The sequence below is a fragment of the Cupriavidus sp. SIMBA_020 genome, from assembly GCF_046535395.1.
Taxonomy (GTDB): Bacteria; Pseudomonadota; Gammaproteobacteria; order Burkholderiales; family Burkholderiaceae; genus Cupriavidus; species Cupriavidus campinensis.
On sequence record NZ_JAWRWU010000011.1, the window covers coordinates 125808 to 150577 of the forward strand.

The 24770-nt window shown below is 63.6% G+C and carries 23 protein-coding genes and 1 pseudogene; 15 read left to right on the forward strand and 9 right to left on the reverse strand.

Annotated elements, in window-relative coordinates; translation table 11 throughout:
* Positions 1-154: 154 nt before the first annotated feature.
* Positions 155-1051, forward strand: a complete 897-nt coding sequence (locus SB751_RS20525; protein ID WP_410748434.1) for an NAD(P)H-binding protein — start codon at positions 155-157, stop codon at positions 1049-1051.
* Between the two features lie 58 nt (positions 1052-1109).
* Here SB751_RS20525 and SB751_RS20530 read toward each other — a convergent pair.
* The 5 genes and pseudogenes from SB751_RS20530 to SB751_RS20550 all read right to left on the reverse strand — a co-directional run.
* Positions 1110-1376 (reverse strand): annotated as a pseudogene (locus SB751_RS20530) (CDP-diacylglycerol--serine O-phosphatidyltransferase); the annotation flags it as partial.
* Between the two features lie 222 nt (positions 1377-1598).
* Positions 1599-1838 (reverse strand): hypothetical protein, encoded by a 240-nt coding sequence (locus SB751_RS20535; RefSeq protein WP_410748435.1) that lies wholly within the window; start codon positions 1836-1838, stop codon positions 1599-1601.
* Between the two features lie 159 nt (positions 1839-1997).
* A complete protein-coding gene (locus SB751_RS20540; RefSeq protein ID WP_410748436.1) occupies positions 1998-2492 on the reverse strand; it encodes a hypothetical protein in 495 nt (164 codons plus the stop codon).
* A gap of 96 nt (positions 2493-2588) precedes the next feature.
* Positions 2589-3173 (reverse strand): TetR/AcrR family transcriptional regulator, encoded by a 585-nt coding sequence (locus SB751_RS20545; protein WP_410748437.1) that lies wholly within the window; start codon positions 3171-3173, stop codon positions 2589-2591.
* Between the two features lie 112 nt (positions 3174-3285).
* On the reverse strand, positions 3286-4155 hold the full coding sequence (locus tag SB751_RS20550; RefSeq protein ID WP_410748438.1) for a LysR family transcriptional regulator: 870 nt from the start codon (positions 4153-4155) through the stop codon (positions 3286-3288).
* 152 nt (positions 4156-4307) lie between these two features.
* On the opposite strand from SB751_RS20550, the gene SB751_RS20555 reads away from it, so the two are divergent.
* The 3 genes from SB751_RS20555 (at position 4308) to SB751_RS20565 (ending at position 7128) form a co-directional block, all read left to right on the forward strand.
* Entirely contained in the window at positions 4308-4625 is a 318-nt protein-coding gene (locus tag SB751_RS20555) for an EthD family reductase (protein WP_410748439.1), read from the forward strand.
* Between the two features lie 11 nt (positions 4626-4636).
* Complete coding sequence (locus SB751_RS20560) at positions 4637-6046, forward strand: MFS transporter (RefSeq protein ID WP_410748440.1); 1410 nt, start codon at positions 4637-4639, stop codon at positions 6044-6046.
* Between the two features lie 359 nt (positions 6047-6405).
* Positions 6406-7128, forward strand: coding sequence for a DUF4158 domain-containing protein (locus SB751_RS20565; RefSeq protein ID WP_410748441.1), 723 nt, complete (start codon positions 6406-6408; stop codon positions 7126-7128).
* Here the strand turns inward: SB751_RS20565 and SB751_RS20570 are convergent.
* A complete protein-coding gene (locus tag SB751_RS20570) occupies positions 7028-7447 on the reverse strand; it encodes a hypothetical protein (protein ID WP_410748442.1) in 420 nt (139 codons plus the stop codon). The two genes, SB751_RS20565 and SB751_RS20570, sit on opposite strands and share 101 nt — an antisense overlap.
* 168 nt (positions 7448-7615) lie before the next feature.
* Between SB751_RS20570 and SB751_RS20575 the strand changes: the two genes are divergently transcribed.
* The 3 genes from SB751_RS20575 to SB751_RS20585 all read left to right on the forward strand — a co-directional run bounded on the left by SB751_RS20575 (position 7616) and on the right by SB751_RS20585 (position 8826).
* Entirely contained in the window at positions 7616-8017 is a 402-nt protein-coding gene (locus SB751_RS20575) for a hypothetical protein (RefSeq protein WP_410748443.1), read from the forward strand.
* A gap of 170 nt (positions 8018-8187) precedes the next feature.
* Complete coding sequence (locus tag SB751_RS20580) at positions 8188-8388, forward strand: hypothetical protein (protein WP_410748444.1); 201 nt, start codon at positions 8188-8190, stop codon at positions 8386-8388.
* Between the two features lie 78 nt (positions 8389-8466).
* The gene (locus tag SB751_RS20585) at positions 8467-8826 is read left to right on the forward strand and encodes a hypothetical protein (RefSeq protein ID WP_410748445.1); all 360 of its coding nucleotides are present in this window, start codon (positions 8467-8469) and stop codon (positions 8824-8826) included.
* A 23-nt stretch (positions 8827-8849) separates the two neighbouring features.
* Here SB751_RS20585 and SB751_RS20590 read toward each other — a convergent pair whose 3' ends face one another.
* A complete protein-coding gene (locus SB751_RS20590; protein ID WP_410748446.1) occupies positions 8850-9122 on the reverse strand; it encodes a hypothetical protein in 273 nt (90 codons plus the stop codon).
* Between the two features lie 580 nt (positions 9123-9702).
* Between SB751_RS20590 and SB751_RS20595 the strand changes: the two genes are divergently transcribed.
* From SB751_RS20595 to SB751_RS20615, 5 genes are all read left to right on the forward strand, one after another.
* Entirely contained in the window at positions 9703-10983 is a 1281-nt protein-coding gene (locus SB751_RS20595; protein ID WP_410748447.1) for a c-type cytochrome, read from the forward strand.
* Positions 10980-11471, forward strand: a complete 492-nt coding sequence (locus SB751_RS20600; protein ID WP_410748448.1) for a (2Fe-2S)-binding protein — start codon at positions 10980-10982, stop codon at positions 11469-11471. Before SB751_RS20595 ends, SB751_RS20600 begins: the two co-directional genes overlap by 4 nt.
* Positions 11468-13735, forward strand: coding sequence for a molybdopterin cofactor-binding domain-containing protein (locus SB751_RS20605; RefSeq protein WP_410748449.1), 2268 nt, complete (start codon positions 11468-11470; stop codon positions 13733-13735). The genes SB751_RS20600 and SB751_RS20605 overlap by 4 nt, the downstream gene beginning before the upstream one ends.
* Positions 13736-13974: 239 nt before the next feature.
* Entirely contained in the window at positions 13975-15177 is a 1203-nt protein-coding gene (locus tag SB751_RS20610; protein WP_410748450.1) for an MFS transporter, read from the forward strand.
* Positions 15178-15224: 47 nt separating this feature from the next.
* Positions 15225-16337 carry an alkene reductase gene (locus SB751_RS20615; RefSeq protein ID WP_410748451.1) on the forward strand — a complete coding sequence of 371 codons (1113 nt, stop codon included), beginning with the start codon at positions 15225-15227 and terminating at the stop codon, positions 16335-16337.
* Between the two features lies 1 nt (position 16338).
* Here the strand turns inward: SB751_RS20615 and SB751_RS20620 are convergent, their stop codons facing one another.
* Both SB751_RS20620 and SB751_RS20625 read right to left on the reverse strand, forming a co-directional pair.
* Positions 16339-17253 carry a LysR family transcriptional regulator gene (locus SB751_RS20620; RefSeq protein WP_410748452.1) on the reverse strand — a complete coding sequence of 305 codons (915 nt, stop codon included), beginning with the start codon at positions 17251-17253 and terminating at the stop codon, positions 16339-16341.
* Between the two features lie 564 nt (positions 17254-17817).
* Positions 17818-18765, reverse strand: coding sequence for a LysR family transcriptional regulator (locus tag SB751_RS20625; RefSeq protein ID WP_410748453.1), 948 nt, complete (start codon positions 18763-18765; stop codon positions 17818-17820).
* Between the two features lie 197 nt (positions 18766-18962).
* On the opposite strand from SB751_RS20625, the gene SB751_RS20630 reads away from it, so the two are divergent.
* The 3 genes from SB751_RS20630 to SB751_RS20640 are packed head-to-tail and all read left to right on the forward strand — an operon-like array spanning position 18963 to position 24762.
* A complete protein-coding gene (locus tag SB751_RS20630; RefSeq protein WP_410748454.1) occupies positions 18963-20108 on the forward strand; it encodes an efflux RND transporter periplasmic adaptor subunit in 1146 nt (381 codons plus the stop codon).
* Positions 20105-23299: an efflux RND transporter permease subunit gene (locus SB751_RS20635; protein ID WP_410748455.1), complete on the forward strand. Its 3195-nt coding sequence runs from the start codon at positions 20105-20107 to the stop codon at positions 23297-23299. Before SB751_RS20630 ends, SB751_RS20635 begins: the two co-directional genes overlap by 4 nt.
* A complete protein-coding gene (locus SB751_RS20640; protein ID WP_410748456.1) occupies positions 23296-24762 on the forward strand; it encodes an efflux transporter outer membrane subunit in 1467 nt (488 codons plus the stop codon). The genes SB751_RS20635 and SB751_RS20640 overlap by 4 nt, the downstream gene beginning before the upstream one ends.
* Positions 24763-24770 lie beyond the last annotated feature (8 nt).

Consider the following 24770-nt stretch of genomic DNA (forward strand, 5'->3'; position numbering starts at 1 on the left):
GGCGCGCCTTGCACTATCATGCCGTCCATGACACCCGCCCTTCCTGTTTCCCGCTGATCGTTCATCGAGAACCTGCATGGCGCGCCCAACCTGAGGGCCGCGCCGCTTTCGCGCGCCCGTGCCCCGGGCGTGTGCACGGAAACAAGGAAATGTCATGCAAGCTGCATCGCTGCTCGTTACCGGCGTGTCCGGCCATCTCGGCCACCGGATGGCCACCACCCTGCTTCACGCCACCACCCTCCCCCTGATCGGCACCACGCGCACGCCCGCGCGCGTCGCGGATCTCAGCCCCGGCATGACGCTGCGCGCCGCCGACTTCAGCCAGCCCGATGGCCTCCCCGACGCCTTCGCCGGCGCTGCGCGGATGCTGCTGACTAGCCTGCCGGCCGAGACGGCCGGCCCGCTCCGCGTGGCCCGGCAGCGCCACGCGATTGATGCCGCCCGGCAGGCCGGCGTCAGGCATATCGTCTACACCTCCTTCCTCGCCACCGCAGACGGCCCGCTGGCGGCGCTAGCGGCCGACCACGTGGAAACCGAGGCCACCCTCTGCGCCACCGGTGGCGCTACCGCCCTGCGCAACGCGTGGTACGCGGAGATGTTGCTGACGACGCTGCCTCGGTCGATGGCGACAGGCGTGCTGCGTACGCTTGACCGCCACGCCGGCGTGGCCTGGATCGCCCGGGACGACTGCGCCGTGGCCGCCGCGGCGGCGCTGCGGGGGGAAGGGGATGGCCGACCGGTGTATCAGCTCACCGGCCCGCAAGCCGTGACGCCGCTGGAGCTGGCGGAGACGGCAAACGCGGTGCTCGGCGCTTCCATCAAGGTGCTGGAATTCACGCCGGAGGCCATGCTGAAGGCATTGCTGGAAGACGGCGTGGCGGAGCCGATGGCGCGGCTGCTCCTGTATATCGAGCAGGGGCTGGCCAAACGGGCCATGGCGGAGACGAGCGGTGATTTCGGGAGTCTGACCGGCCAGCGCTCTGCGGGCATCGACCAGTTCCTGGAAACCCACCGAGATGCGCTGCTCCAGGCGGCGGACGCCGCGCAGTAGGGCCAAAGCGGGAAATTGGCTGCCCGACGCCGAGGCATCGGGCAGCCAGTAAGCAGGCCTAGAACTTCGGAATCCGCAGCGTCTTGCTGATCATCAGTGAGCCGCTCAGGACGAACAGCAGCGCCATCGGGTGGGAGGTGCCCGGACCGATCAGCCACGAGCCGGCAGGCAGGGCGTCGCCCATGCGGCCGGCGGCGGCACACCAGGCGAGGATGCCGGTCAGGACCACACTGGTCGGAATCGGAGTGCCTTCGGCCAGCGTTTCCGCCGTCACGTTGAAGCGTGCCAGCCGGCTGACGCCACAGCAGACGAAGTAGATCAGGGCGGGCGAGGTCCCGGCCGCCGCACACCTCGTGGCCCAACACGCGGTGGATCTCTCGCCGATACTTGGAGCACTCGATACGCGAAGTCGGAATTTTTGCTGAACGCGATGCTGGAAAGCAGTTGCTGATCCAAGAGCGCCTACTACATTGCCGGCACCGGCAAGTGACTGAATCGCCGTCCATCAGGATGGGCCCGGCGCGCTTCAGTGCCGGAGTCATCTGCGTTAGGGCAACTTGACCGGCACCTTGAAGTTCACCCCGTTCGAAGACGCGACGGACAAAGCTTCCACCTTTTGGTTTGCTCGATCATAGTTGTTATCGTTGCTCGAACCCTCGACATCCGGAAGCTCGATGTAGCATCCATCTTGGTCGATGTGCTGTATCTTCTTCAGGCGGGTGTTGACGGCGGCCAAGCTGACGTTCCCGCCGTTACCGCCATCGATTATCTTTGGATGTACCGTCAAGGTAGTTCCTTCAAAGATTGTCGCGCGCTCGATCTGCGGTTTGCCTGTCGCGTCTCGTTCGCACTAACGCGCGTAAGTTATCGAATGACCAATCGATGTCACCGATGGCGTTACGGTTGATACGATTACCTCGGGGCGACCGATCCCGTGCTTGTCTGTCTAGGTTCTGCGTTCGGAACGCATCCACAGTAGCTGCAAAGTGGCCCCCAGCACAAAGATTCCTAACCACGCCGCCAGAGCACCACGCACTACCGGGGAGGCAGGGCCGGTGGCCAACGGATGTGCGACGGGCAGGCGAGTCAACGTTTCGTTGATGCCCGGCACGAGCAAGAGAAAGAAGCTGAATGAAAAGCCGAGCTGAGCCAGATACGTACGTGCTTTGCCAAGGAAGGACAGTCGGGGGACGAGCAACGCGCCGCCAACTATCAGAAGCGCAAGAATTCCCAAGGCGTGGCCGGCATTGAAGCCGCCGGTGCTCGATAAGCCGAACGACGTGAGCACCGACAGTGCGACGCCGCCCAGGTAGATCCGGCCGGACCGCCGCCGGGCAGGGTCAATGCCGCGATAGCGAACGAAGCTGTACAGGCCGGCGACAAACGGCACCAGGCTGATGATGGTGTGGGCAGCGCCAAGTGTGGAGAGAGGATGTGGCATCGGATGGATTCCCAGTAAAAACGATCAACTAGTTGGATGGTTGTGTGGCGCAAAAAAATCGGATCGCCTAGCATTGAAACCAGCCTGGCGATCCAATCAGATACTCAGTCGACGAATGGCTGTGTGGGCAATGGTCCCGAAGGCCTCGGGATCACCTAGTGCGCGCGACGTCAGCATGGCGCCGTGCACGGTGGACATGAACGTTTGGGCTTCAACAAGCGCGCCGGCCTGCAGACGAAACTGGCCCTTGGTCTCGCCCTGCGTCAGAACCGATGCAATCCATGCCGCCAAGTCCTGGAAATAGCCTTGCACTTCAGCGGCGATTTCGGGCGGAATCATGGGGAACTCGGCCGCCAGCATCGCGCAAATACACATCGCCAGTGACTGATCGCGTATGCACTGCGCCCAGTAATCAACGTAAGCCGTCAATTGCGCCAGCGGGCCGTCACCCACATGCTGCTGCAACGCTGCCAGACCTTCCATCGATTGCTGACGGTGGAGCCTGACAACCGTCAACACCAGTTCGGCTTTGCTGGGGAAGTGATGATGGATGCTGGCTTTGCCTATGCGAACCCGCTGAGACAGGTCCGCATAGCTGAAGCCGTTGTAGCCGCCCGCAGCGAGCAACTGCCGGGCGTGCTCGGCGATTTCGTTGGCTCGGGGGGAGAGGTCCTCGGTCATAAAGTAGGGAGTCGTATATTGCTGGCCATCCTACTAGTTGGTTGGTGGTGTTGTCAAGGCAGCAGAGCGAGGTCGGAGCAGGCTGGTGGCGGCGGGTTCGCCCTCGCCATAATCACCCTGTCGTGCTTTCGGCATCCGATAGTGTCATGTCGGCGATATCGAGCATTGCCCTCAAGCGTTCCATGTGCCTCAGGTCGTGATGGTAGCCCACCCATATATCGCGCGCCGGTGGCTGATCCGGTGTGTCAATGCGCTGCAATCCAGGAAAGGCATCGCCAAGCGGTCTGGGTAGCACCGCGATTCCCATGCCCCTCAGGCACATCTGCGCCTGGACCGTTCGGCTCGTACTTGTGAAGACACGCCGGCAGAGTGGAAACCTGTTCAATAGCCAGGCCACGTCGGGAAAGTGCGATTGCGCGGTATTCATCAGAATGAGCCCTACTGATGCAGGATCGTCCTGCATTGTCAGCGCGGTGTCGGCCGAGGCGTAGAGACCGTATGGCATCCGCATCAGGCGTCGCTGGACAATATCCGGTTCGCTGAAAGGCACTATGCGAAAAGCCACGTCCGTCTCGCGACGGGAAAGGTCGAGCAACCGGTAGCTTGCAATGACCTCCGGCACGACCGCGGGATGACGGCGGGTCAGCTCGATCAGGACGGGGGCAAGAACATAGGCGGCAAACCAGTCCGCGGACGAAATCCGGAGGATGCCTTCCAGGCGGTTGTGGTTGCCCGCCAGACGCCTTTCCATGGACAGCGCGGATTCCTCCATCGATCCCGCCAGCGCCAGCACGGTGTCACCGGCATCGGTGAGCACCAGTCCGTCGGAGGTCCGACGAAAAAGCGGTTGCCGGGCTTCCTCCTCGAGCACTTTTATGCGGCGACCGATTGTCGGATGGCTGACGTCCAGACGCCGCGCGGCCTCGCCAAAGGATCGCGCGCGGGCAACCGTCAGGAAGATGCGAACGTCGTTCCATTCCATGCTACGTACATCCGTTCAAAAATGTACGGGAAATATACAGAATTGGCAGTCCACAAACAATATTGTGAGTGCGACCATGGCGCACGTATTGGAATGTCCCCTGTGGATCGACTGTGTACCAATTCGAACCCGTCATATCTGGAACGTTAGCCATGAACACTTCAATTTCCTCCGTTGTGGTCTATGTGACCTATCACGGCACCCCACAAGACCGCTTTGATCGGGATTACTACATTGCGGCTCACCTGCCGTTCGTCATGAAGGCGTGGAGCCAGTACGGCTTGCTTGGCGTGACCGCACTATTCCCCGCTCCGGAACAGGAGGGAACGGTTGCCCTTTGTGAGTGCGTCTTTCGAGACGAAGGCGCAGTCGAAGCCGCATTTGCTTCGCCAGAAGCCTCGGCGGTGATGGCCGACGTGCCGCGATACACCGCCTTGGCGCCTCGGCGCTTTCGGGCGGTCGCGCTCTGAGTCCCGACATCATGACCACGTTCACTCAAGCAAGTGGGACGTCAGCGCCGGATTCCCGCCGCTGGCTGGCCCTGGTTGTCCTCTTGACCGGTACGCTTTTTCCGCCGCTGGATTTCTTCATCGTCAACGTGGCGTTACCGGCCATGCGGGCGGGCCTCGAAGCGTCTTCGGACGTCTCGCAGTTGGTGATTTCCGTGTATGCCGCGGCCTATGCCGTCACGCTGATCCTTGGCGGCCGGTTAGGGGATCTGTACGGCCGGAAGCGCGTATTCGTAAGTGGCATGCTCGGCTTTGGCATCGCTTCGGCATGGTGCGGCCTGGCGCCATCACCGGGCATGCTCGTCGCGGGCCGGCTATTGCAAGGGATATCGGCTGCGATCATGGCGCCACAATCATTGGCATCGATACACGCCATCTTTCCAGCAAGCGAGAAAAATCGCGCGCTCAGCCTGTATGGCGCGACATTCGGCTTGGCATCCGTAGGCGGTCAACTGCTGGGGGGCGTCCTGGTTTCGAGCAGTCCGTGGGGCTTGGGATGGCGCAGCGTCTTCCTGATCAACATTCCCATCATCGTGCTGGCCGTTCCGGCTGCATGGGTGCTGCTGCGGGAAAGCAGAGCCGAGAGCTCGGTGCGCCTGGATGTGTCGGGGGCGGTGCTGCTGGCGGCTGGGTTGTTGGCCTTTGTAGTGCCGCTCATCGAAGGGCGTGCGCACCACTGGCCTTGGTGGTCGATGGCGCTGCTGATGCTGAGTCCGCCGCTGTTGTGGGTCTTCTGGCAGCACGAAAAGGCACAAGCGTTCGCCGGCAGGACGCCGTTGGTGCTGCCTTCGCTGTTGGCCGTGCGCGAGTTGCGGCGCAGCTTGGTATCGACATTCTTTTTCTATTCGCTCGCCGCGTTCTTCCTGGTGTTCGCTGTGTACGAACAGGCCGGCCTGGGCCACGATGCGCTGGGAGCCGGCTTGGCGATCCTGCCGCTCGGCATCGGCTTCTTCCTCGGGCCGCTGTGCAGCCCGCACATTGCCCGGCGCTTTGGCGTACGCACGGCCGCCTTCGGCATGCTCCTCGAGGTGCTCGGTCTGGTCTTGGTCGCGGCGCTGGCGTTTTCGGAGGCCCCAACCTGGCTCGCGGCGCCCTTATTTCTGATCGGTGCGGGGCAGGGTATTGCGCTTCCCGCATTAGTCCGCTTGAACGTGGACCCCGTGGATAGCCGTTGGGCAGGGCTGGCCTCGGGCTTGGTAAACGGTACCTTGCAGATCAGCGCGGCGGTAAGCGTAGCCGTCTTCGGGGGGCTATTTTTCGCGATCGCGCCCAATGGCGCAGATGCTCCCGACGTGCGGCTCGGCTTTGCCGTGGCGTCGTTAGCGATCGGGGCATCTCTCGCTCTGGGAGCCGGACTAATCGTGAAGCGATCAGAACCGTAAGGTAGGGAACTGGACTCCCGAGCAGTCCCATCCCTTGTGACATCAATTGCACCCTAACCAGCCCGGGCAAACATTTAACGATCGTTACGCCGCATTTCGGTGCGACTCCCAGCAATGTCTGCGGGTCCGGGGTGCCTTGGGGGATCGGCTCATCGATTTGCGCAAACAGGCGTGACGCGTTTCCAGGGGTAGTCGTACTTTTCGCGCAAAATCTGGCGGTTTCCCCGCCAAGCCTTTGTTTATAAGGTTCCCCTGTCAGTTGTCGACAATCGACTGCTACCCTCTGGTAACTTAGAGAGTACCATGTCCGCCCGCGATTACGGATCGCGTCACCTGGATGGGGGTGGAAGATGCCGGGCTTGGAATCTCTCTATGTGGGAAAGAGCAGCTTGCCCACACGCTTGTCGGAGTTTGATGTCGAGCACTACTTTGCGCTGACCGATAGTGACCTCGCCGCGATCAACCACAAATTTCGACCTGAAGGGCGCGCCGGTGCTGCCATCCAACTGGTCTTTCTGCGCGCAAGTGGCCACACCCTCGACCAGCTCAACACACTTCCCCGACAGTTGCTGCGCTACGTCGGCGAGAAGCTCGGCGTGCCGACCCCAACCATTGCTTCGCTGCGCACGATCTATCATCGCTACAAGACGCTTTACGAGCATCAAGTCTGGGCTTGTGGATATCTGGGCCTGACGCGACTCGATGAGGTTCAATGGAGTGGCCTCGCAGCCTGGATGCGCCAGGATGCCGCCGAATCGCTGTCGCTTGAGGAGTTGCTTCAGCACGCCCACTCCATCAGGCCAGTATCCCCCAGACGGACCGCCACGGCAGCGGGCAAGAAAGCGGTGTCCCTGGCCCACGCCCCGGATCTTCTGGAGACGATGGGTGCATCGCAAGCGGTGCGCGACGTCATCGCCGAGCGACTGGAGAAAACTGCCGCTGCCCAAGATCGGAAGGCCCGCCCTACGAGCGGCCGTCCGGTCAATCCCTGCAGTAGCCTTCGCCCTGGCGAACCGTCAGACAGCTCTTCTTCTCGGCGAGCCATTTCATGCCGGTCTCGGCGCCGTTGGTGGCGCGAATGACCTCTTTGGTCCCGTCGCGCTCGAATTCGATCGCGCCGTTGGCATACCGGCCCTCGAATTGGCGCTGACCATCGAGGTTCTGCACGCTGACGTCGTACTTGCCATGGCCGCCGGCCAACTCAAGGAACGTGCCTTCGGGGCCGGTCCACTTGCCGAGCCATTCGTCGGTACGTGGTGCGCTGGCCGTAGCTGGCGTGTCTGCCGTCTTCTGTGAAGACGCGTTGCGGTCCGAGCATCCCGCCAAGGACACGATGGCGATCAGCAATGCGGCGAGGAAAAGATGGGTTGTCTTCATCAGTCGATTGACGTGGGAATGCATGCGCGAATTCTCGCACGCCTGAAAACGAGATGATGCGCCTCTACCCCTTGCGGGCGAGCCAGCTAACACTGTATATTTATACAGTAGTCGCCGCAACCCGGAAAACTGGCTGCCGAAGCCCAGCCCGTGCGTCGTCTCCGATTTCCCTCCTCACATCGAAAGGCAATCATGTTCGTGGACCGCACCGAAATCATCAACGCCGCCAAGGCACTGCGCACCAGCCAGGAAGAATCCAGGTACAGCAAGCTCGTCGCGCTCGCGAACAAGCAGCTCAAGGCCATGCAGACAGCGATCCAGAAGGGCAAGGAAGAATTCGAGACCACGCTGGTACTAGACATCAACGAAGATAATCCGCGGGCAGTGGTGGAACCACGCGCGCAACGGCTGGCCGACGACCTCCAGGCACAGGGCTACACCGCAACGGTGACCACGTTTGCGGACGCCAGCACCGACCGCAAGGACTGGATGCCCAATATCACGGTCGTCATCGGCCTGGGCGACATGGGCGCCGAAGCCGATAACGCGATCGCCAAAAGGACGGTGACCGAGGAAACGGAAGAAATGGCCTGACACTTGCCGGGCAATGCGGGATCCAGGTCATGAAGTAGCCTGGCCGGGAAAAACGGAAGATGCCTCAGTTCAACATCTGATGACTCAATATCTTCTGGCCCTTTCGGGCGATTCGCGGATGCCCTGCAGGGGTTACCCTCTACGCAGCACACCACTGCAAGAGGGAGATCATGAACGTCATCGAAGAGATCGAGTGCGTCTGCGGGACGACCGTGGAGATTTCTGAGTTTCACCTCGGCCTACGGGGCGAGACCGTTCCAACAAAGGCGCCGTGCCCGGTCTGTGGCCGTACGCTGTATGAGGTAGACATCGACGGAATGGTACTGGTCGAGGTGTCCTTGCACGCTGACACGGAACGCCGCGTGCGCTGACTGTGCAAGGTGATGCGGGGACACCCGAGCGGATCAAAACCCGATCCCGTCAGCAAATTCATTCAGCGGTTTGAATGATTGCATACCCCGCCCCGCTTCGGATACCCATGCACGCTGACCGAGGCGCGGAGAACACGAGCCCAATCACCGCAAATCCTGCGGAATATCCTGGGCACGCTGCCTTACCCGACCGAGCCGGCTGACGCGCTGCTCGAGGTGCTGGGGCTGATGCTCTTCACCACCACGCCCATCGAGCATGCCTTGCGCGCGGCCGGGACCGACATCCCGAAACGCTGCGAGGAAGAGCAGGCGCACGCGCTGCACTGGCTGATCCAGCTGGCGCTGCCACACGGCGCTGAATGGCGCGCGCGGGCCGGCAAGAGCTTGGACGAGCTGCGCGCCGCGACTCAGGCGGGCGGCGGCAACGAGAAATTGTGATGCCGGGTACGACTATGCGCCCGTCAGCCGCACTCGACCATCACATCAATTGCGCGCTTGCCATCGTGCAACGCCGCTTGCTCGGCTGCTTCCTGAGTGAAGTACTCAAAATCGTCCGATTCGGGAAAGTGCCGCATGTTGATCGAAGGCACGTTGAAACGACTGACGCCAACGAGGTAAGCCCACTTCGGCCCAGGCGCTTTGGTATCGCGCCCATCCCGCGGGAGCTCGAGGGCAAGAACATGAATGTACATACCACGGTGCGGATCAGTAATCCAGCGCAAGGGTCGGTTCATCGGTGCCTCCATTTCTGGACGCACGGTATCACGCGACCCGCAGAATCGGGGCTCGAGAAGGTTCGGTTTCGCACCAAGATTGAACGGTCCCAGTTCTCTACCTATCCACCAAGACGTTTCGGCGGGACCTACCGGCAACGGCGTCCAGCGAGGTGGGCGCATGATCCGCCGCGAATACCGTACCCTCGGCTTCTGCTGCGGCTTGGGGGGGTGGCGCCGAGGGCTTCAAGAAGGCCTCCACGCAGGTTGGTGACATGGTCGCCACGTGGCGCTGCGTCGGCGGCATCAATGTCGATCCGGCTGCCGCGCGACTTCTAGACGCTTGTGGGCGTGCCGTGCACGGGCCCCAAGTGCCGTGCGGACCATGCTATACCGACAGATCCGGCGCCGCAGCACGCGAGCAGCAACACCATAATCGAGCAGTGCCAACGCGAGCGCCTCGCGTTGCTATGCTGACACTCCCAGATCGGCCAACCATACTAAGGTTTAGGCTGACACTCACCACACGGCAATTGTTCGCCTCCCCACAACGGCCTACGCTTTCACCAACGAAAGAAAGAAGGCACGGGAGGGCCGTACTGTGAAACTTCATCGTCGATGGATCCCCATGGTGATCCTCGCCGCCGTCGTGATGGCGGGCGTAGCGATATACCTGATGTGGGAGAGGGCCATTGCCCCCATTCAGCCGCCGATGCCGTCCTCGTTCGACAGCCAGCTTACGCTGCGTGGTGCGCGCGTGATGGCACTCGGCGATTGCGCTGTCTGCCATACCGCTCGCGGCGGCAAGCCCTTTGCCGGGGGCCTGGCGTTGGCCACGCCGTTCGGCACGCTCTACTCCACCAACATCACACCGGATCCGGAAACGGGCATCGGCACCTGGTCGTTGGACGCCTTTACGCGCGCCATGCGTCGCGGCATCGCCCGTGACGGCCACCAACTCTATCCCGCCTTCCCATATATCCATTTCACACGCATGTCCGATGGCGACATCGCGGCGGCCTATGCGTACCTGATGCGCCGGGAGCCGGTAGTGGCGAAGACGCCGCCCAACGACCTGATCTTCCCGCTGAACTTCCGCCCACTCGTCGCGTTCTGGAACGTACTGTTCCTGCGCACCGGCCCCGATACGCCAGAGGGTTCGCGCAGTGCGCAGTGGAATCGCGGGCGGGAGCTTGTGAGCGGGCTTGGCCACTGTGCCGCGTGCCATACGCCGCTGAACCTCATCGGCGGCGAAAAATGGGGCCAAGCCTTCGAGGGCGGCGTGATCGATGGCTGGGAGGCGCCACCTCTGACGCGCCTGGCGCACGGACCGGTGCCATGGACGCCGGCACAGCTGGTCACGTATCTCCGCACGGGCATCTCGTCCGCACACGGCGCCGCTGCCGGACCCATGCTGCCGGTCACGCAGGAACTGGCGACCGTACCGCGGGACGACGTGGAAGCGATGGCCACCTATCTGTTCTCCCTGCAGAAGCCCACATCTGCCGACACCGGCACCGCCCGCGCTGCGGCAGCAGACCAGTTGTCGATTCAGCGCGGCAGCGTGCTGTTTGCCGGCGCATGCGCTGCTTGCCACGGCGACATGTCACCCATGCAGAGCATTGGCGGCCGCCCCAGCCTGGCGACGAGCAGCGCTATTCATGCTGCCACTCCACGCAACACAATCCAGATGATGCTGGAAGGGGTTCCGTGGCAAGGCGAGCGCCGGCTGCACTACATGCCCGCATTCGATGAAGCCTTGGGAGACGCGCAGCTTGCCGACCTGGCGGCCTACCTCCGAGCCACCTATTCCCGTTTGCCGCCGTGGGACAGCGTCTCGCAAGCGGTGACCGAACTCCGAAAGGGAGACGCAGCGAAATGATTCCACTCACCGTCAATGGCGTTCGCCACTCGCTCGACATCGCCCCCTCGACACCGCTGCTCTATGCACTGCGCGAAGACCTGAACCTGCATGGCGCGAAGTTTGGCTGCGGGCTTGGGCAATGCGGCGCCTGCACCGTACTGGTGGCCGGAAAGCCGACGTTCTCCTGCCTGATGCCGGTGGCCGCGGTTGGCGAGCGCCCGGTGCGGACCATCGAAAGCCTGGGCACGGCCGAGCGCCCCGGCCCGCTCCAGAAGGCATTCGTCGATCACCAAGCGGCCCAATGCGGCTACTGCATCGCTGGAATGATCATGCGAGCGCAGGGCTTGCTGGAAGCCAATCCGCATCCCACTGATGCCGAAATCCGCAAGCACATGGAGCCGAACCTGTGCCGTTGCGGCACGCATATGCGTATCCTGGCCGCAATTCGATCAGTCAGCGCATCGCCTTCCAGTGTCGGCAAACCTGCGGCGGAGGCTGTGCGATGAGTCGCGACACCGAACGTCTGGATAACCCCTCGCGCCGCGCCTTCATGGTATCCGGCTCGCTGGTGGTGGGGTTCACGCTGTTACCGGGCAGTCAGGCGCTGGCGGAAATGGTGCTGGCCGATGAAGGCGCTGCCGTGCGCGTGGGCAAGGGTTTCGAGTCCCTCGCGGGCAGCCTCAAGACGAATCCGTACCTGGATGCGTGGATCAAGGTGGCGCCGGACAATCGCGTCACCGTCTACACCGGCAAGGTGGAACTCGGCACGGGGGTGCGCACCGCACTGCTGCAAGTGGCCGCCGAGGAATTGCAGATCGACCCTGGCAAGATCGTCTTCCTGACCGCCGATACCGGCCGCTCCCCTGATGAAGGGCTCACCGCGGGCAGCCATACGATGGCCGATAGCGGCAGCGCATTGCTCAACGCCGCCGCACAGGTACGCGGCCTGCTGACTGCTGCTGCCGCGCGGACCCTTCGCACAGACCCGGCCGTCCTTATGGTACGCAATGCGCGGGTACAGACGCCCGACGGCCGTTCGAAGTCGTTTGCCGACCTGCTCCCCGATGTCAACCTGCACGTCGTGGCAAAGCCCACGTCGCCGTTGCGGGATCCCGCCTCCTTTACCGTGATCGGCACGGCGCTGCCCCGGCTCGACATTCCCGGCAAGGTCAGCGGCGGCGCGAGCTATGTGCAGGACCTGAAGATGCCCGGCATGGTGCACGCGCGCGTGGTGCTGCCTCCAGCCTACGACGCGCAGCTGCAGGCCGTTGACGAAGCCGCGGCACGGGCCACGCCGGGCGTTATCGGCATCGTGCGCGATGGCAACCTGCTGGCGGTGGTGGCACATCGCGAATGGCAGGCCGTACAGGCGCAGCGTGCGCTATCTGCTGGGTGCCGCTGGGGACAGGGCCGCGCGCTGCCGCAACCGGAGCAGGTAAGCACGCAGCTCAAACAGATTGCCACCGAAGGCATCGTCATCGCGGACGCTCGCACGCCGATGGCCGCACCGACCAAGACGCTCCACGCCACCTACACCAAGCGCTACCTGATGCATGGGTCGATCGGGCCGTCCTGTGCCGTGGGCCATATGCAGGACGGCGTGCTGACCATATGGACGCATTCGCAGGGTGTCTATCCGCTGCGCGATGGCCTGGCGGAGATGCTCTCGATGCCCAAGGACAAGATCCGGTGCATCCACGTGGAAGGATCCGGCTGCTATGGCCACAACGGCGCGGACGATGTGGCCGCGCATGCCGCTTTCCTGGCACGCGCGCTACCGGGGCGGCCGGTGCGCGTGCAATGGATGCGCGACCAGGAGAACCTCTGGGACCACTACACCCCTGCAATGGTCACCGAGATCAAGGCTTCACTCTCGGCCGATGGCACCATCGTGGACTGGGACTACGCGCTCTGGAGCAGTTCGCACAACGAGCGTGTGGTCAACGCGGGCCGCCTTCTGCCGGCCACGCAATTGGCGAAGCCCTTTGCGCCAGCGCCATCGGTACCGATGACCCAGCCGGAAGGCGGTGGCGACCGAAACGCCATCCCGCTCTACCGTCTGCCTAATCGCCACATCGTCAACAACTTCTCGCCGACGATGCCGCTGCGAACCTCCGCCATGCGTTCGCTGGGCGCCCATATGAATGTGTTTGCTATCGAGACATTCATGGACGACCTGGCCCACGCCGCCGGCATGGACCCGGTGCAGTTCCGCGTGCGGCACATCGACGATCCGCGTGCCCTGAATGTGATCCGGCTCGCGGCACAGAAATTTGACTGGCCTCGACGGGCCCGCAAACCGGGGACCGGGACCGGTTTCGCCTTCGGCAAGTACAAGAACCTGATGGGCTATGTGGCGATAGCGGTGGAAATCTCGGTGGAGCGCGATACCGGCCAGGTACGTCTGGAGCGGGCCGAAGTCGCCGTCGATTGCGGCCAGATCGTGAATCCCGATGGTGTCCGCAACCAGATCGAGGGCGGCATCCTGCAATCCGCCAGTTGGACGCTCTATGAGCAGTTGCGCTTCGACACGACCGGCATTCGCAGTTTCGATTGGGGAACCTATCCAATCATGCGGTTCTCGGCGGTGCCCACGCAGGTCAATGTGCATCTGATCAATCGTCCAGGCGCGCCGTTCCTGGGCGTGGCGGAAGCCGCGATGGGCCCGACCGCCGGTGCCATCGGCAACGCACTGTTCGATGCCACCGGCGTGAGATTGCGCGATATGCCGCTGGGCGGCGAGCGCCTGCAGGCCAGGATCGCGCCATGAGTATCGCGGCGGCACACGCCGGCAGAAATCGTCCTGATCGGATCCGTCCGGAGGCAGCCAGGAACGACAACGAGAGTCTATTCCTGCTGCACGGCTGGATCGTGCTGGCCGTCTTGCGTCGTGCGCTTCGCGCGCGTGCGTCATTGCATCCCGCGCAACGCTGATTTGCTCCCCGTTGTGATTCAAATTGCGCTTTCCGGCGCCTAAGCTCTCCCCATTGCAACCCTTCCCTCAACGTCATGGAATCCACAGCCTCTCCCCTCACGCCGGGCGCCGCGCCGGCGTCAGCCCCGATGTCTGGCGCGCTGGTCGCACTGTTTTCGCTGTGTGCCGGCGTGCTGGTTGCCAACCTTTACTACGCCCAGCCCATCATCGAGATGATTGCGCCGACGGTGGGTCTGTCGGCCCAAAGCGCCAGCGTCATCGTGTCGCTGACCCAGATCGGCTATGCGGTCGGTCTGTTCTTTCTGGTGCCGCTGGCAGATCTGCACGAGAACCGGCGCCTGCTTCTGATCAGTGGCGTGGCCGCCGCCATCAGCCTTGTGGGCGCCGCCACGGCATCCCAGCCAGGACTGTTCCTGCTGGTGTCGCTATTGCTTGGCCTGAGTTCCGTGAGCGTGCAGATCCTGATTCCGCTGGCGGCGCACCTTGCGCCCGAAGCGCTGCGTGGACGCACCGTGGGCACGATCATGGGCGGCCTGCTCTCCGGGATCCTGCTGTCCCGGCCATTGTCGAGCCTGCTGGCACAGGCTTTCGGCTGGCGTGCGGTGTTCTTTATCGCCGCCGCGATGACGCTGGCGACGGTGGCCATCATCGCAGCGACGATTCCTCGCCGCATGCCCGAGCATCGCGGCACCTATGGCGGCCTGCTGGTTTCCCTGTGGCATCTGTTCACGCGCTACGCGGTGCTGCGCCAGCGCTCGCTGTACCAGGCACTGCTGTTCGCCGCGTTCAGCCTGTTCTGGACTGCCGCGCCCCTCGAGCTGGTCAACCACTATGGCCTCACGCAATCGCAGATTGGCGTCTTTGCACTGGTTGGCGCGCTGGGCGCTGTGGCGGCACCGATTGCGGGCCGGCTGGCAGATTCTGGCTATACGCGCATCGCCTCGTACCTGGCAATGATCGCTGCTGTCATCAGTTTCCTTCCCGGACTTGTCGGTGGCGCGGACGGCGTCTATTGGCTCGCATTGACCGGCGTCGTCCTCGACTTTGCCGTGCAGATGAACATGGTACTGGGCCAGCGTGCGATCTATGCGCTCGATGCCACCAGCCGCGGACGCCTGAATGCGCTGTACATGACTGCCATCTTCGCCGGCGGCGCGGTGGGATCCGCCGTGGCCAGCGCGCTCTACACGCATATCGGCTGGTCCGGCATCGTTGCGACGGGCAGTGGTCTTGCGCTGGTCTCGCTGCTTGCCATGGCACTCGCTTCGCGCCGCTGAGCGGCTCGCATTCTTCTTCGAACCACTCTTCGACCAGAGACATCATCATGACATCCAATCTGTTCTCGCCCATCACAATCGGGCAGTTGAAACTGACCCACCGCGTCGCCATGGCGCCATTGACGCGCTCGCGCGCTGTCCAGCCCGGCAACGTGCCCAATGCCATGAATGTCGAGTACTACCGGCAACGTGCCTCGGCGGCATTGATCATTACCGAGGCCACCCAGATCTCGCAGCAGGGCCAGGGCTATGCCTGGACGCCTGGGATCTACACCGCCGAGCAGATCGAGGGCTGGCGTGCCGTGGCGGACGCCGTCCATGCCGAGGGTGGCCGGATCTTCCTGCAACTGTGGCACGTTGGTCGGGTTTCGCACCCGTCGTTTCAACCCGGCGGCGCGCTCCCGGTGGCGCCGAGCGCGCTCCCAGTGCCCGGCAAGACGTTCATCGTCGACGCCGACGGGAACGGCGTGTGGGGCGACATCCCAACCCCGCAGGCGCTGACCCTGGAGGGTATCGCGGCGATCGTGCATGACTACCGCCTGGCCGCGCGAAATGCCATGGAGGCGGGCATGGACGGCGTGGAGATCCATGCGGGAAATGGCTATCTGCTGGACCAGTTCATCAACTCTGAAAGCAACCATCGCACCGACGCCTATGGCGGCAGCATCGAGAACCGTGCGCGCCTGCTATTGGAGGTGGTGGACGCCGTAACGACGGAGATCGGCGCGGAGCGCGTGGGCGTACGCCTCACGCCGATGGGCCGCTTCATGGGCATGGGTGATGCCACGCCCGAGGACACGTTCGCCTACATCGCGCGCCGCCTCAACGACGAGTCGCTAGCCTATCTGCACCTGGTGGAGCCGGCGATGGTCGGTACGGTAAAGGACGAATCCGCCGACCCGCGCTGGGATGCCATCATGCGCAGGATGCGTGCCGAGTTCCACGGCGTGCTGATGCTGGCCGGCGGCTACGACGGCGCCTCCGCAGAACGTGCGATTGCCGACGGGCGCGCCGACATCGTCGCGTTCGGACGGCCGTTCATCGCCAATCCCGATCTGCCCCGCCGCCTCAAGACCTCGGCGGCGCTCAATACGCCGGATCCGGCGACATTCTTTGGCGGCACGGCTGTCGGTTACACCGATTATCCGGCACTTGCCTAAGTCATTCCTGGTGGCATGTCGGCCCGGGCAACGTCGCCAGGAATGTCAGAAACGCGGCAATCCGCCTCGAGCCGCGCTGGTTCGGCAGATACAGTGCAGAGATGGCGGAGCTTGTCTGGTCAGGATTGACGGACCATGCGTCAAACAATGGCGTCAGCCGCTGATTGTCGATATCGTCATCGACGAGCCAGTCCGGCAACAGGCCGATGCCTCCGCCCGCCAGCGCGATCTCGCGCAATACCTCCGCGTTGTTGCTGCGGAAATGACCATTGACCGGAACTGTTGTCTCACTGCCATCCTGGCGAAAGGTCCACACCTGATCCCGCGCGCCATAGCTGAATCGCAGACAACGATGATGGAGCAACTCGCCAGGCTCGGCGGGGACACCCTGGCTCTCCAGATAGGCCGGGCTGGCCACCACGCGGCGGCGAAAGCGGCCGATCTCCCGCGCGATGACGCTGTCGTAAGACGCCGGACTGCCCAGTCGTACCGAGAGGTCAATCCGCTCGCCGATCAGGTCCACGATGTCGTCGGTCAGCGTCACCTCGACCTCAAGTTTCGGAAACTGCGCGAGCCAGTCGCCAAGATAGGGGGCAATGCATCGCCGCCCAAACGCCACGGGTAGCGAAACACGCAAGCGCCCAACCGGCTCCTCGCCCCGATCCGCGATCAACGCGTCCGCTTCCTCCACGGCATCAAGAATCTTCCGAGCCTGCTGGTAATAGGCTGCACCGGCTTCCGTGACCGTGATGAGCCGTGTGGACCGATTCAGCAACACCGCTCCAAGTGACGTCTCAAGGCCGTCGAGCGCGCGCGTGACCGACGAAGTCGCCAGCTCCAGGCGTCTTGCCGCAGCGGAGAAGCCCTTCGCGTCCACGGTTTCAACGAACATCTTCAGTGCAAGCAGCTTGTCCATCTTCCAGGGATGATCGATTGATAACGATTGGTCTTTTGGGGAGCGTGGTGCAGTTCGATATGAACTGGGCAGCACGCTGGGAATCCGGCAGATGATGCCACTCCTTGATCCCGCTTGCTTTGTGAGTCAGGCACGACACAACGCCGCCCCAGTATCCCGCGCGTCGCATGGGGGGATCGTACTTTTGGTGCGAAATCTGGCGGTTGGGCAGCAAAAATTCATACGGATTCAATGGTTTGCAAGAGCGCCTATCTCACAAAGCGCGGTCGACCACGAAGCCTTGCTGCATACGGTTCCTCTACTGGCTAGCGCCAGATTTTGCACCGAAAGTACAACTACCCCCAGAGTTGGAATCAGAGCCAGCCCGGCAAATTCCGGCAACGGTCAGACCTGGCGCCATCGCCCGAGTCCGGCCAGAAGCCGACATTCAGAGGTCTTGCCGCCGACGACCGTTTCTGGTCTCAGAACGGCCCTGAACTGTCACTGGAGGCTCACTTTGAAGTGAAGTACCTAGATGCTAAGCGGGCAGCGGCCTGGCGTTTGACCTTTAAAGACGGCTATCAATTATCGAACAGCCCCTGTAAACGCTTTGACGGCGTCGATGCGCCAACCTGCCTCCGCTTCCTGCACGACGCCGCTCACCCAATCGACGAAAGCTCTGACCGTCGGCGACAGATGGCGGTTCTTGGGATACAGCACCGACAACGGGCACGCCGGTGCCGGCACCTCCGCCAGCACCCGACGGAGACGGCCGCTGATAAGTTCGGGCAGCACCATGTAGCTCCCCGCGCGAATCAGCCCCAGTCCCTGCACCGCGCACGCAACGTATGCGTCCGTGTCGTTGACGATCAGCCGTTCGCGCATTCTCACGAAGCGGTCCTCGCCCTCCACCACGAAGTGCCAATCCAGCGTGCGGGTGGTGCGGGTGGACAGGTACCCCACCGCCTGATGGTTATCCAGATCCTTGAGCGACTTCGGCACGCCATGTTGGGCAAGGTACTCGGGCGAGGCGCAGGTGACCCAGTCGAAGGCGCCGATGCGCTTAGCCACCAGCGTTGGCGAATCCTCTGGTGTGCCCGCCCGGATCACGCAATCGATTCCCTCCTGCACCAGTTCGACCGTTCGATCGGACACGCTTAGCGTGAGCTCCACGTCTGGAAACCGGGCCTGAAAGTCCTTGATGGCCGGAAACACAACCAGCCGCGCGAGCGACAGCGTCATATCCACGCGCAAGCGCCCACGCGGACGGCCTGCACTGCCGGGAAAGCTCGCCTCGACCACTTCGATTTCCGCGAGCAAACGCCGGCAATGGTCGTAGTACAGCGTGCCGTCAGGCGTTAGGCTGATATGGCGTGTGGTGCGTTGCAGCAGTCGCACGCCGAGAAACGCCTCCAGCTCCTTCACCACGCGCGTCACGCGCGACGGCGGCAACGACAGGCTTTCCGCGGCTCGGCTGAAGCTGTGCATCTCCACCACGCGGGCAAAGATCTGCATCGACTGAAGACGGTCCAAACGTCGCTCCTCACTGGGTGATTTGTTGCCATCGGGGCAATTAGCAAAAGGCCGGACCGCCCGTTCAAGCCCATTCGCGCCTAGGGTAACGCAGGCGATTATTCCATACTAGGCAAAAGAGTTAGCCAAGTTTATGTCTGGATGCGGCAGCGCCGCAAGACCAGACTTCGGGCATCGAAGCCCGTTAAGTCCGTCTCATGCACTCCCTCAACAAGCGTCAACTGGCCCTCGCCGCGGCCGTCGTGACGGTGATCGGCACCGGTGGCACGCTCTGGCACCACGGTTCCGAAGTCCGCGCCGCCCCTGCCGTCACGCCCCCTACCGTCAAATTCAAACCTGCCCTGCAGCGCTCGCTCTCGGATACGCAGGATTACACCGGCCGGCTCGAGGCGGTGGACGTCGTCGACGTGCGGCCCAAGGTCCCCGGCACGCTCCTGGCGGTCCATTTCAAGGATGGCCAGCGCGTGCGTCAGGGCGATCCGCTGTTCACGATCGACCCGGCCCCGTACGAGACGCAGGTGCGTCAGGCACAGGGCAACGTGGCGATGGCGGAAGAGCGGCAGCGCCATGCCAGACTCGAACAGGCACGCGGCCAGCGCCTGATAGAGTCGAACGCAATCGCGCGCCGTGAATTCGATGCGCTCGACAACGCCGCGCGCGAGGCTGCGGCCGCACTGAAGGCGGCGCAGGCCACGCTCGCGTATGCGCAGTTGCAGTTGAGCTATACGAAGGTGCAGGCACCGATCGCCGGGCGCGTCTCGCGTGCCGAGATCACCGTGGGCAACGTGGTCGGTGCCGGGGGGGAGGCCGCCGTGCTTACGCGGATAGTGTCCGATACCAAATTGTTCGCTTCGTTCAACGTTGACGAGCAAAGCTATCTGCGGCTGATTGCGCCGTCCCTGCGCGCGGGTGCCCGGCCGACGGTGAAGGTCGGTCTGGCCAACGAGACCACGTTCCCCTACCCGGCCGTGATCGAGACGCTCGACAACCAGATGGATACGCGTTCCGGCACCGTGCGTGTGCGTGCACGCATCGACAACGTCGGCCCGGAGATGCTGCCGGGTCTGCAGGCGCGCGTGCGGTTGCAAGGCGGCCTGTCTTACAACGCGGTGGTGGTCGATGACGACGCGGTCAGCACCGATCAAGACCGCAAGTATGTGCTCGTCGTCAACGGCGAGAACAAGGTCGAGCGTCGCTTCGTGGAGCTGGGCACCACGCACGGCAAGGAGCGCGTACTGCGCAGCGGGGTGCCCGCGGGCGCGAAGGTCGTCGTCGATGGCGCATTCCGCGCGCCGCCCGGTACCGTCGTGACGGCCATCGCCGCCGATGGAGGCCGGTCGTGAATATATCGAAATTCTTTATCGACCGCCCGATCTTCGCGGGCGTCTTGTCGGCATTGATCCTGCTCGCGGGAATCGTGTCGTCGCTGACGATGCCAGTGTCCGAGTATCCGCAGGTGATTCCACCGTCGGTCGTGATCCATGCGCAGTACCCGGGCGCCAATGCCAAGACCATCGCCGAGACCGTGGCGGCGCCACTGGAGCAATCGGTCAACGGCGTCGAGAACATGCTGTACATGGACTCGAAGGCCAGCGGTGACGGTCATCTCTTCCTGACGGTCACGTTCAAGCTCGGCACCGATCCCGACAAGGCGCAGCAGATCGTGCAGACGCGCGTGTCGCAGGCAGTACCGCGACTGCCCGAGGACGTGCAGCGCCTTGGCGTGACGGCAGTCAAGAACCTGCCGATGATCACCATTGCGGTGCACATGGTGTCGCCGAAGGGCACGTACGACAACAATTACATCAGCAACTACGCGATTCTTCACGTGAAGGACCGTCTGGCGCGGATTCAGGGTGCCGGTGATGTATCGATCTGGGGGCCCGGCGGTTATGCCATGCGCGTGTGGCTGGACCCGTCCGCGCTGGCGGAACGCGGTCTAAGCGCGAACGATGTCGCGGCGGCCATTCGTCGTCAGAACATTCAGGCGGCAGTTGGCACCATCGGCGGCGCGCCTACCTCGCCGGATACCGCGTTCCAGCTCAACGTCAACGCGGACGGCCGGCTGAAGACGCCCGAGGAGTTCAAGGGCATCGTCATCAAATCCGATGGGCGCGGCGCGATCACGCGCCTCGGCGACGTGGCACGCGTCGAACTGGGCGCGGAAGACTACGGCATTCGCGCCACGCTCGATACCTCGCCTGCGGTTGCCGTGACCGTGCAGGAGGCTCCTGGGGCCAACTCGCTGCAGATCTCGCGCGACGTGCATCGCGTGATGGAGGAGCTGAAGAAGGACTTCCCGGAGGATGTCGACTATCGCATCGTCTACGAGCCGAGCCGCGCGGTGCAGTCCGGCATCGATGCGGTGATCAAGACGTTGCTGGAGTCGGTGGCGCTTGTCGTGCTGGTGGTGTTCCTGTTCCTGCAAACCTGGCGCGCGTCGATCATCCCGCTGCTGGCGGTACCAATCTCGATCGTCGGCACGTTTACGTTCCTGCTGCTCGCTGGCTATTCGATCAATACGCTGTCCCTCTTCGGACTCGTGGTGGCGATCGGGATCGTGGTGGACGATGCGATCGTGGTGGTCGAGAACGTCGAGCGCAATATCGCGCGCGGGTTGTCGCCGCGCGAGGCGACCTATCAGGCAATGCGCGAGGTGAGCGGCCCGATTATCGCGATCGCGCTGACGCTGTCAGCCGTGTTCCTGCCGCTCGCGTTCCTCAGCGGCCTCACGGGCCAGTTCTATCAGCAGTTCGCCGTCACCATTGCGATCTCCACGCTGATCTCGGCGGTTAACTCGCTGACGTTGTCGCCCGCGCTTTCGGCCATGCTGCTGAAGGGACATGGCGCCGCACCGGATGCTGTGACGCGTGTCACGCAGAAGCTGTTCGGCCGCTTCTTCACGCGCTTCAACCGTGGCTTCTATCGTGCATCGGAAGGCTACGGAACCGGCGTGGGCCGGCTGCTGCGGCACAAGGGCGCGCTGCTGGCCATCTATGTCGGGCTGGTGGGCGCCACGTGGTGGCTGACCGACCATGTCCCGGGTGGCTTCGTGCCCGCGCAGGACAAGGAATATCTCGTCAGTCTCGCGCAGTTGCCCGAGGGCGCCACGCTCGATCGCACCGAAGCCGCGATCACCCGAATGAACGAGATCGCGCTCAGTCATCCGGCCGTGATGGGTACGTCGAGCTATAGCGGCCTGTCGATCAACGGCGTGACCAAGAGCTCGAGTACCGCGCTGAGCTTCGTGTTGCTGAAGCCGTTCAAGGACCGCAAGGGCATCAGCGCAGATCAGGTGGCCGCGGACCTGTCGCGCGAATATGCGACGATCGGCAATGCCTTCACCGGTATCTTCCCGCCGCCGCCGGTGTATGGCCTCGGCACGCTCGGTGGCTTCAAGCTGCAGATCGAGGATCGTTCGGATCTGGGCTACGAAGCGCTCTACAACGCCACGCAGGCCTTTATCAAGAAGGCCGCGGAAGCGCCCGAACTCGGTCCGTTGTTCTCGACGTACACCGTCAACGTGCCGCAGCTCAAGGTGGATATCGACCGCGAGAAGGCGCAGCAACTGGGCGTCGATACGCCGGCGATCTTCAGCACGTTGCAGGCGTTTCTCGGCGCCTACTACGTCAACGACTTCAACTTCCTCGGGCGCGTGTATCAGGTTCGCATGCAGGCCGACGGCCAGTTCCGTTCGAAGCCGGACGATATCGGCCAGCTGCATGTGCGCAGCGAGTCTGGGCAGATGATTCCGATCGCGTCGGTGGCAAAGATCAGCCAGACCTACGGCCCCGATCAGGTGCTGCGCTACAACGGCTTTACCTCGGCCGATGTGGGCGGCAGTCCCGCGCCCGGTTACTCGTCGGATCAGGCGATGGCAGCGATTCAGCGCATCGCCGCGGAAACGCTGCCGCCGGGCATGACCTACGAATGGACCGATCTCACCTATCAGCAAATCATCGCGGGCAATAGCGCGGTATGGATTCTGCCGCTGTGCGTGCTGCTCGTGTTCTTCGTGCTCGCGGCGCAATACGAAAGCCTGTCGCTGCCGTTCGCGATCATCCTGATCATTCCGATGAGCATCTTCTCGGCGCTACTGGGGGTGTGGCTCACGCATGGCGATAACAACATCTTTACGCAGATCGGTCTCATCGTTCTGGTCGGGCTAGCGTCGAAGAACGCGATCCTGATCGTCGAATTCGCGCGTGAACTCGAAATGGCGGGGATGTCGACCGTCAAGGCCGTGATCGAGGCCAGCCGCCTGCGACTGCGTCCGATCCTGATGACGTCGCTGGCGTTCGTGATGGGTGTGATTCCGCTGGTGATGTCCACCGGCTCCGGCGCGGAGATGCGTCAGGCCATGGGGATCTCGGTGTTCTTCGGGATGATCGGCGTCACGCTGTTCGGACTGTTCCTGACGCCGGTGTTCTATGTGGTGGTGCGCGCGCTGAGCGGCGGCAAGCCGCTGCGCTCGGCCACGCATCACGAAGCGCCCGCGCTCGTCCCCCACCATTCCACCGGGGAGCACGCATGAGCGTCCCACAAACGATGCGCGCCGTGGCACTCGCGGCGGCGGTTTTCACCCTGACGGCGTGCTCGCTGGCACCGGTGCGGCAGATGCCCGAGGTCGACGTGCCAGCCACCTACATGGAAGCGGATGGACTGAGCCCGAGCGAGGAGCCGGGCCGCTGGCAACCGGCGCAACCGGCGGACCAGCAGGCGCCCTCGCCATGGTGGGCCGTGTTTGGCGATGTCGAACTCACGCGACTCGAAGAGGCCGCGCTCGCGGCCAACCCTAACGTCGGCATCGCGATGGCGCGTATCCAGCAGGCCCGCGCGCTGGTCTCGCGCAGCGAGGCGGCGTGGTTCCCCGAGATCGATGCGGGCTTCGGCCCCACACGTCAGCGCACCTCGGGGGCCGCCGACGGGCGCGGCGATGGCGCGCCCGGCTCGACGCAGACGCTGTGGCGTGCGCAGATTCCGGTGGCCTACGAGGTCGATTTGTTCGGGCGCGTCGCGTCGTCGGTCAACGCCGCGCGCGCCGATGCCGCGCAGCAGCAGGCGCTCGCGCATCAGATGCTGCTGGTGGTGCAGGCCGACGTGGCGCGCGCGTATTTCGGGCTGCGGCAGCTGGAAGGCGAACGGCGTCTGCTGCGGGAGACCGTGCAGCTGCGCGAGGACGCCGTGGCGCTGCTCGTGCGCAAGCTCGAGGTCGGCGCGGTCGCGCGCCATGTGGTCGATCAGGCAAAGACCGAACTGCTGACAGCGCAGGCCGACCACATGGCCGTGGAACAGCAATACGCGTTGGCCGCGCATGCGCTGGCGATTCTGCTCGGCAAGGCGCCCGCATCGCTGCGGCTCGACGTCGAGCCGTTGCAGCCGATCTCGGTGCGACTGGCACCCGGGCTGCCCTCGACGCTGCTCGAACGCCGGCCCGATATCGCCGCCGCGGAGCGTGCCATGGCGGCCGAGAACGCGCGTATCGGCGTGGCCAAGGCCGCGTTCTTCCCCACGCTCTCGCTGACCGGCGCGCTGGGCTACGAGTCCAACGACCTTGGCAACCTGCTCAACTGGTCGCAACGCACGTTCCTGTTCGGGCCGCTGGTCGGCACCGCGCTGAACCTGCCGATCTTCGACGGTGGCCGGCGCAAGGCCGACCTCGCGTGGGCTCGCGGGCTGTATGAGGAGCGCGTCGCGCAGTACCGCAAGACCGTGCTGCAGGCGTTTCGCGAGGTCGAGGACTCGCTGGTGCTGATCCGCACCGTGGACGCACGCATCGTCTATCAGTGCGACGCCGAGGAAGCCTCGTCACGCGTCGCACGCTCGGCGAAGGCGCGCTTCGGCGAAGGCGATGTCGATTACCTGATCGTCGTCGATGCCGAACGCACGCTGCTGCGTACGCGCCAATTGCGCATCCAGTCGGAAGGCGACCGCGCACGCGCCACGGTGGACCTCGTGCGCGCGTTGGGCGGCGGCTGGGACCACCAAGTCAAATAATCGGAGAC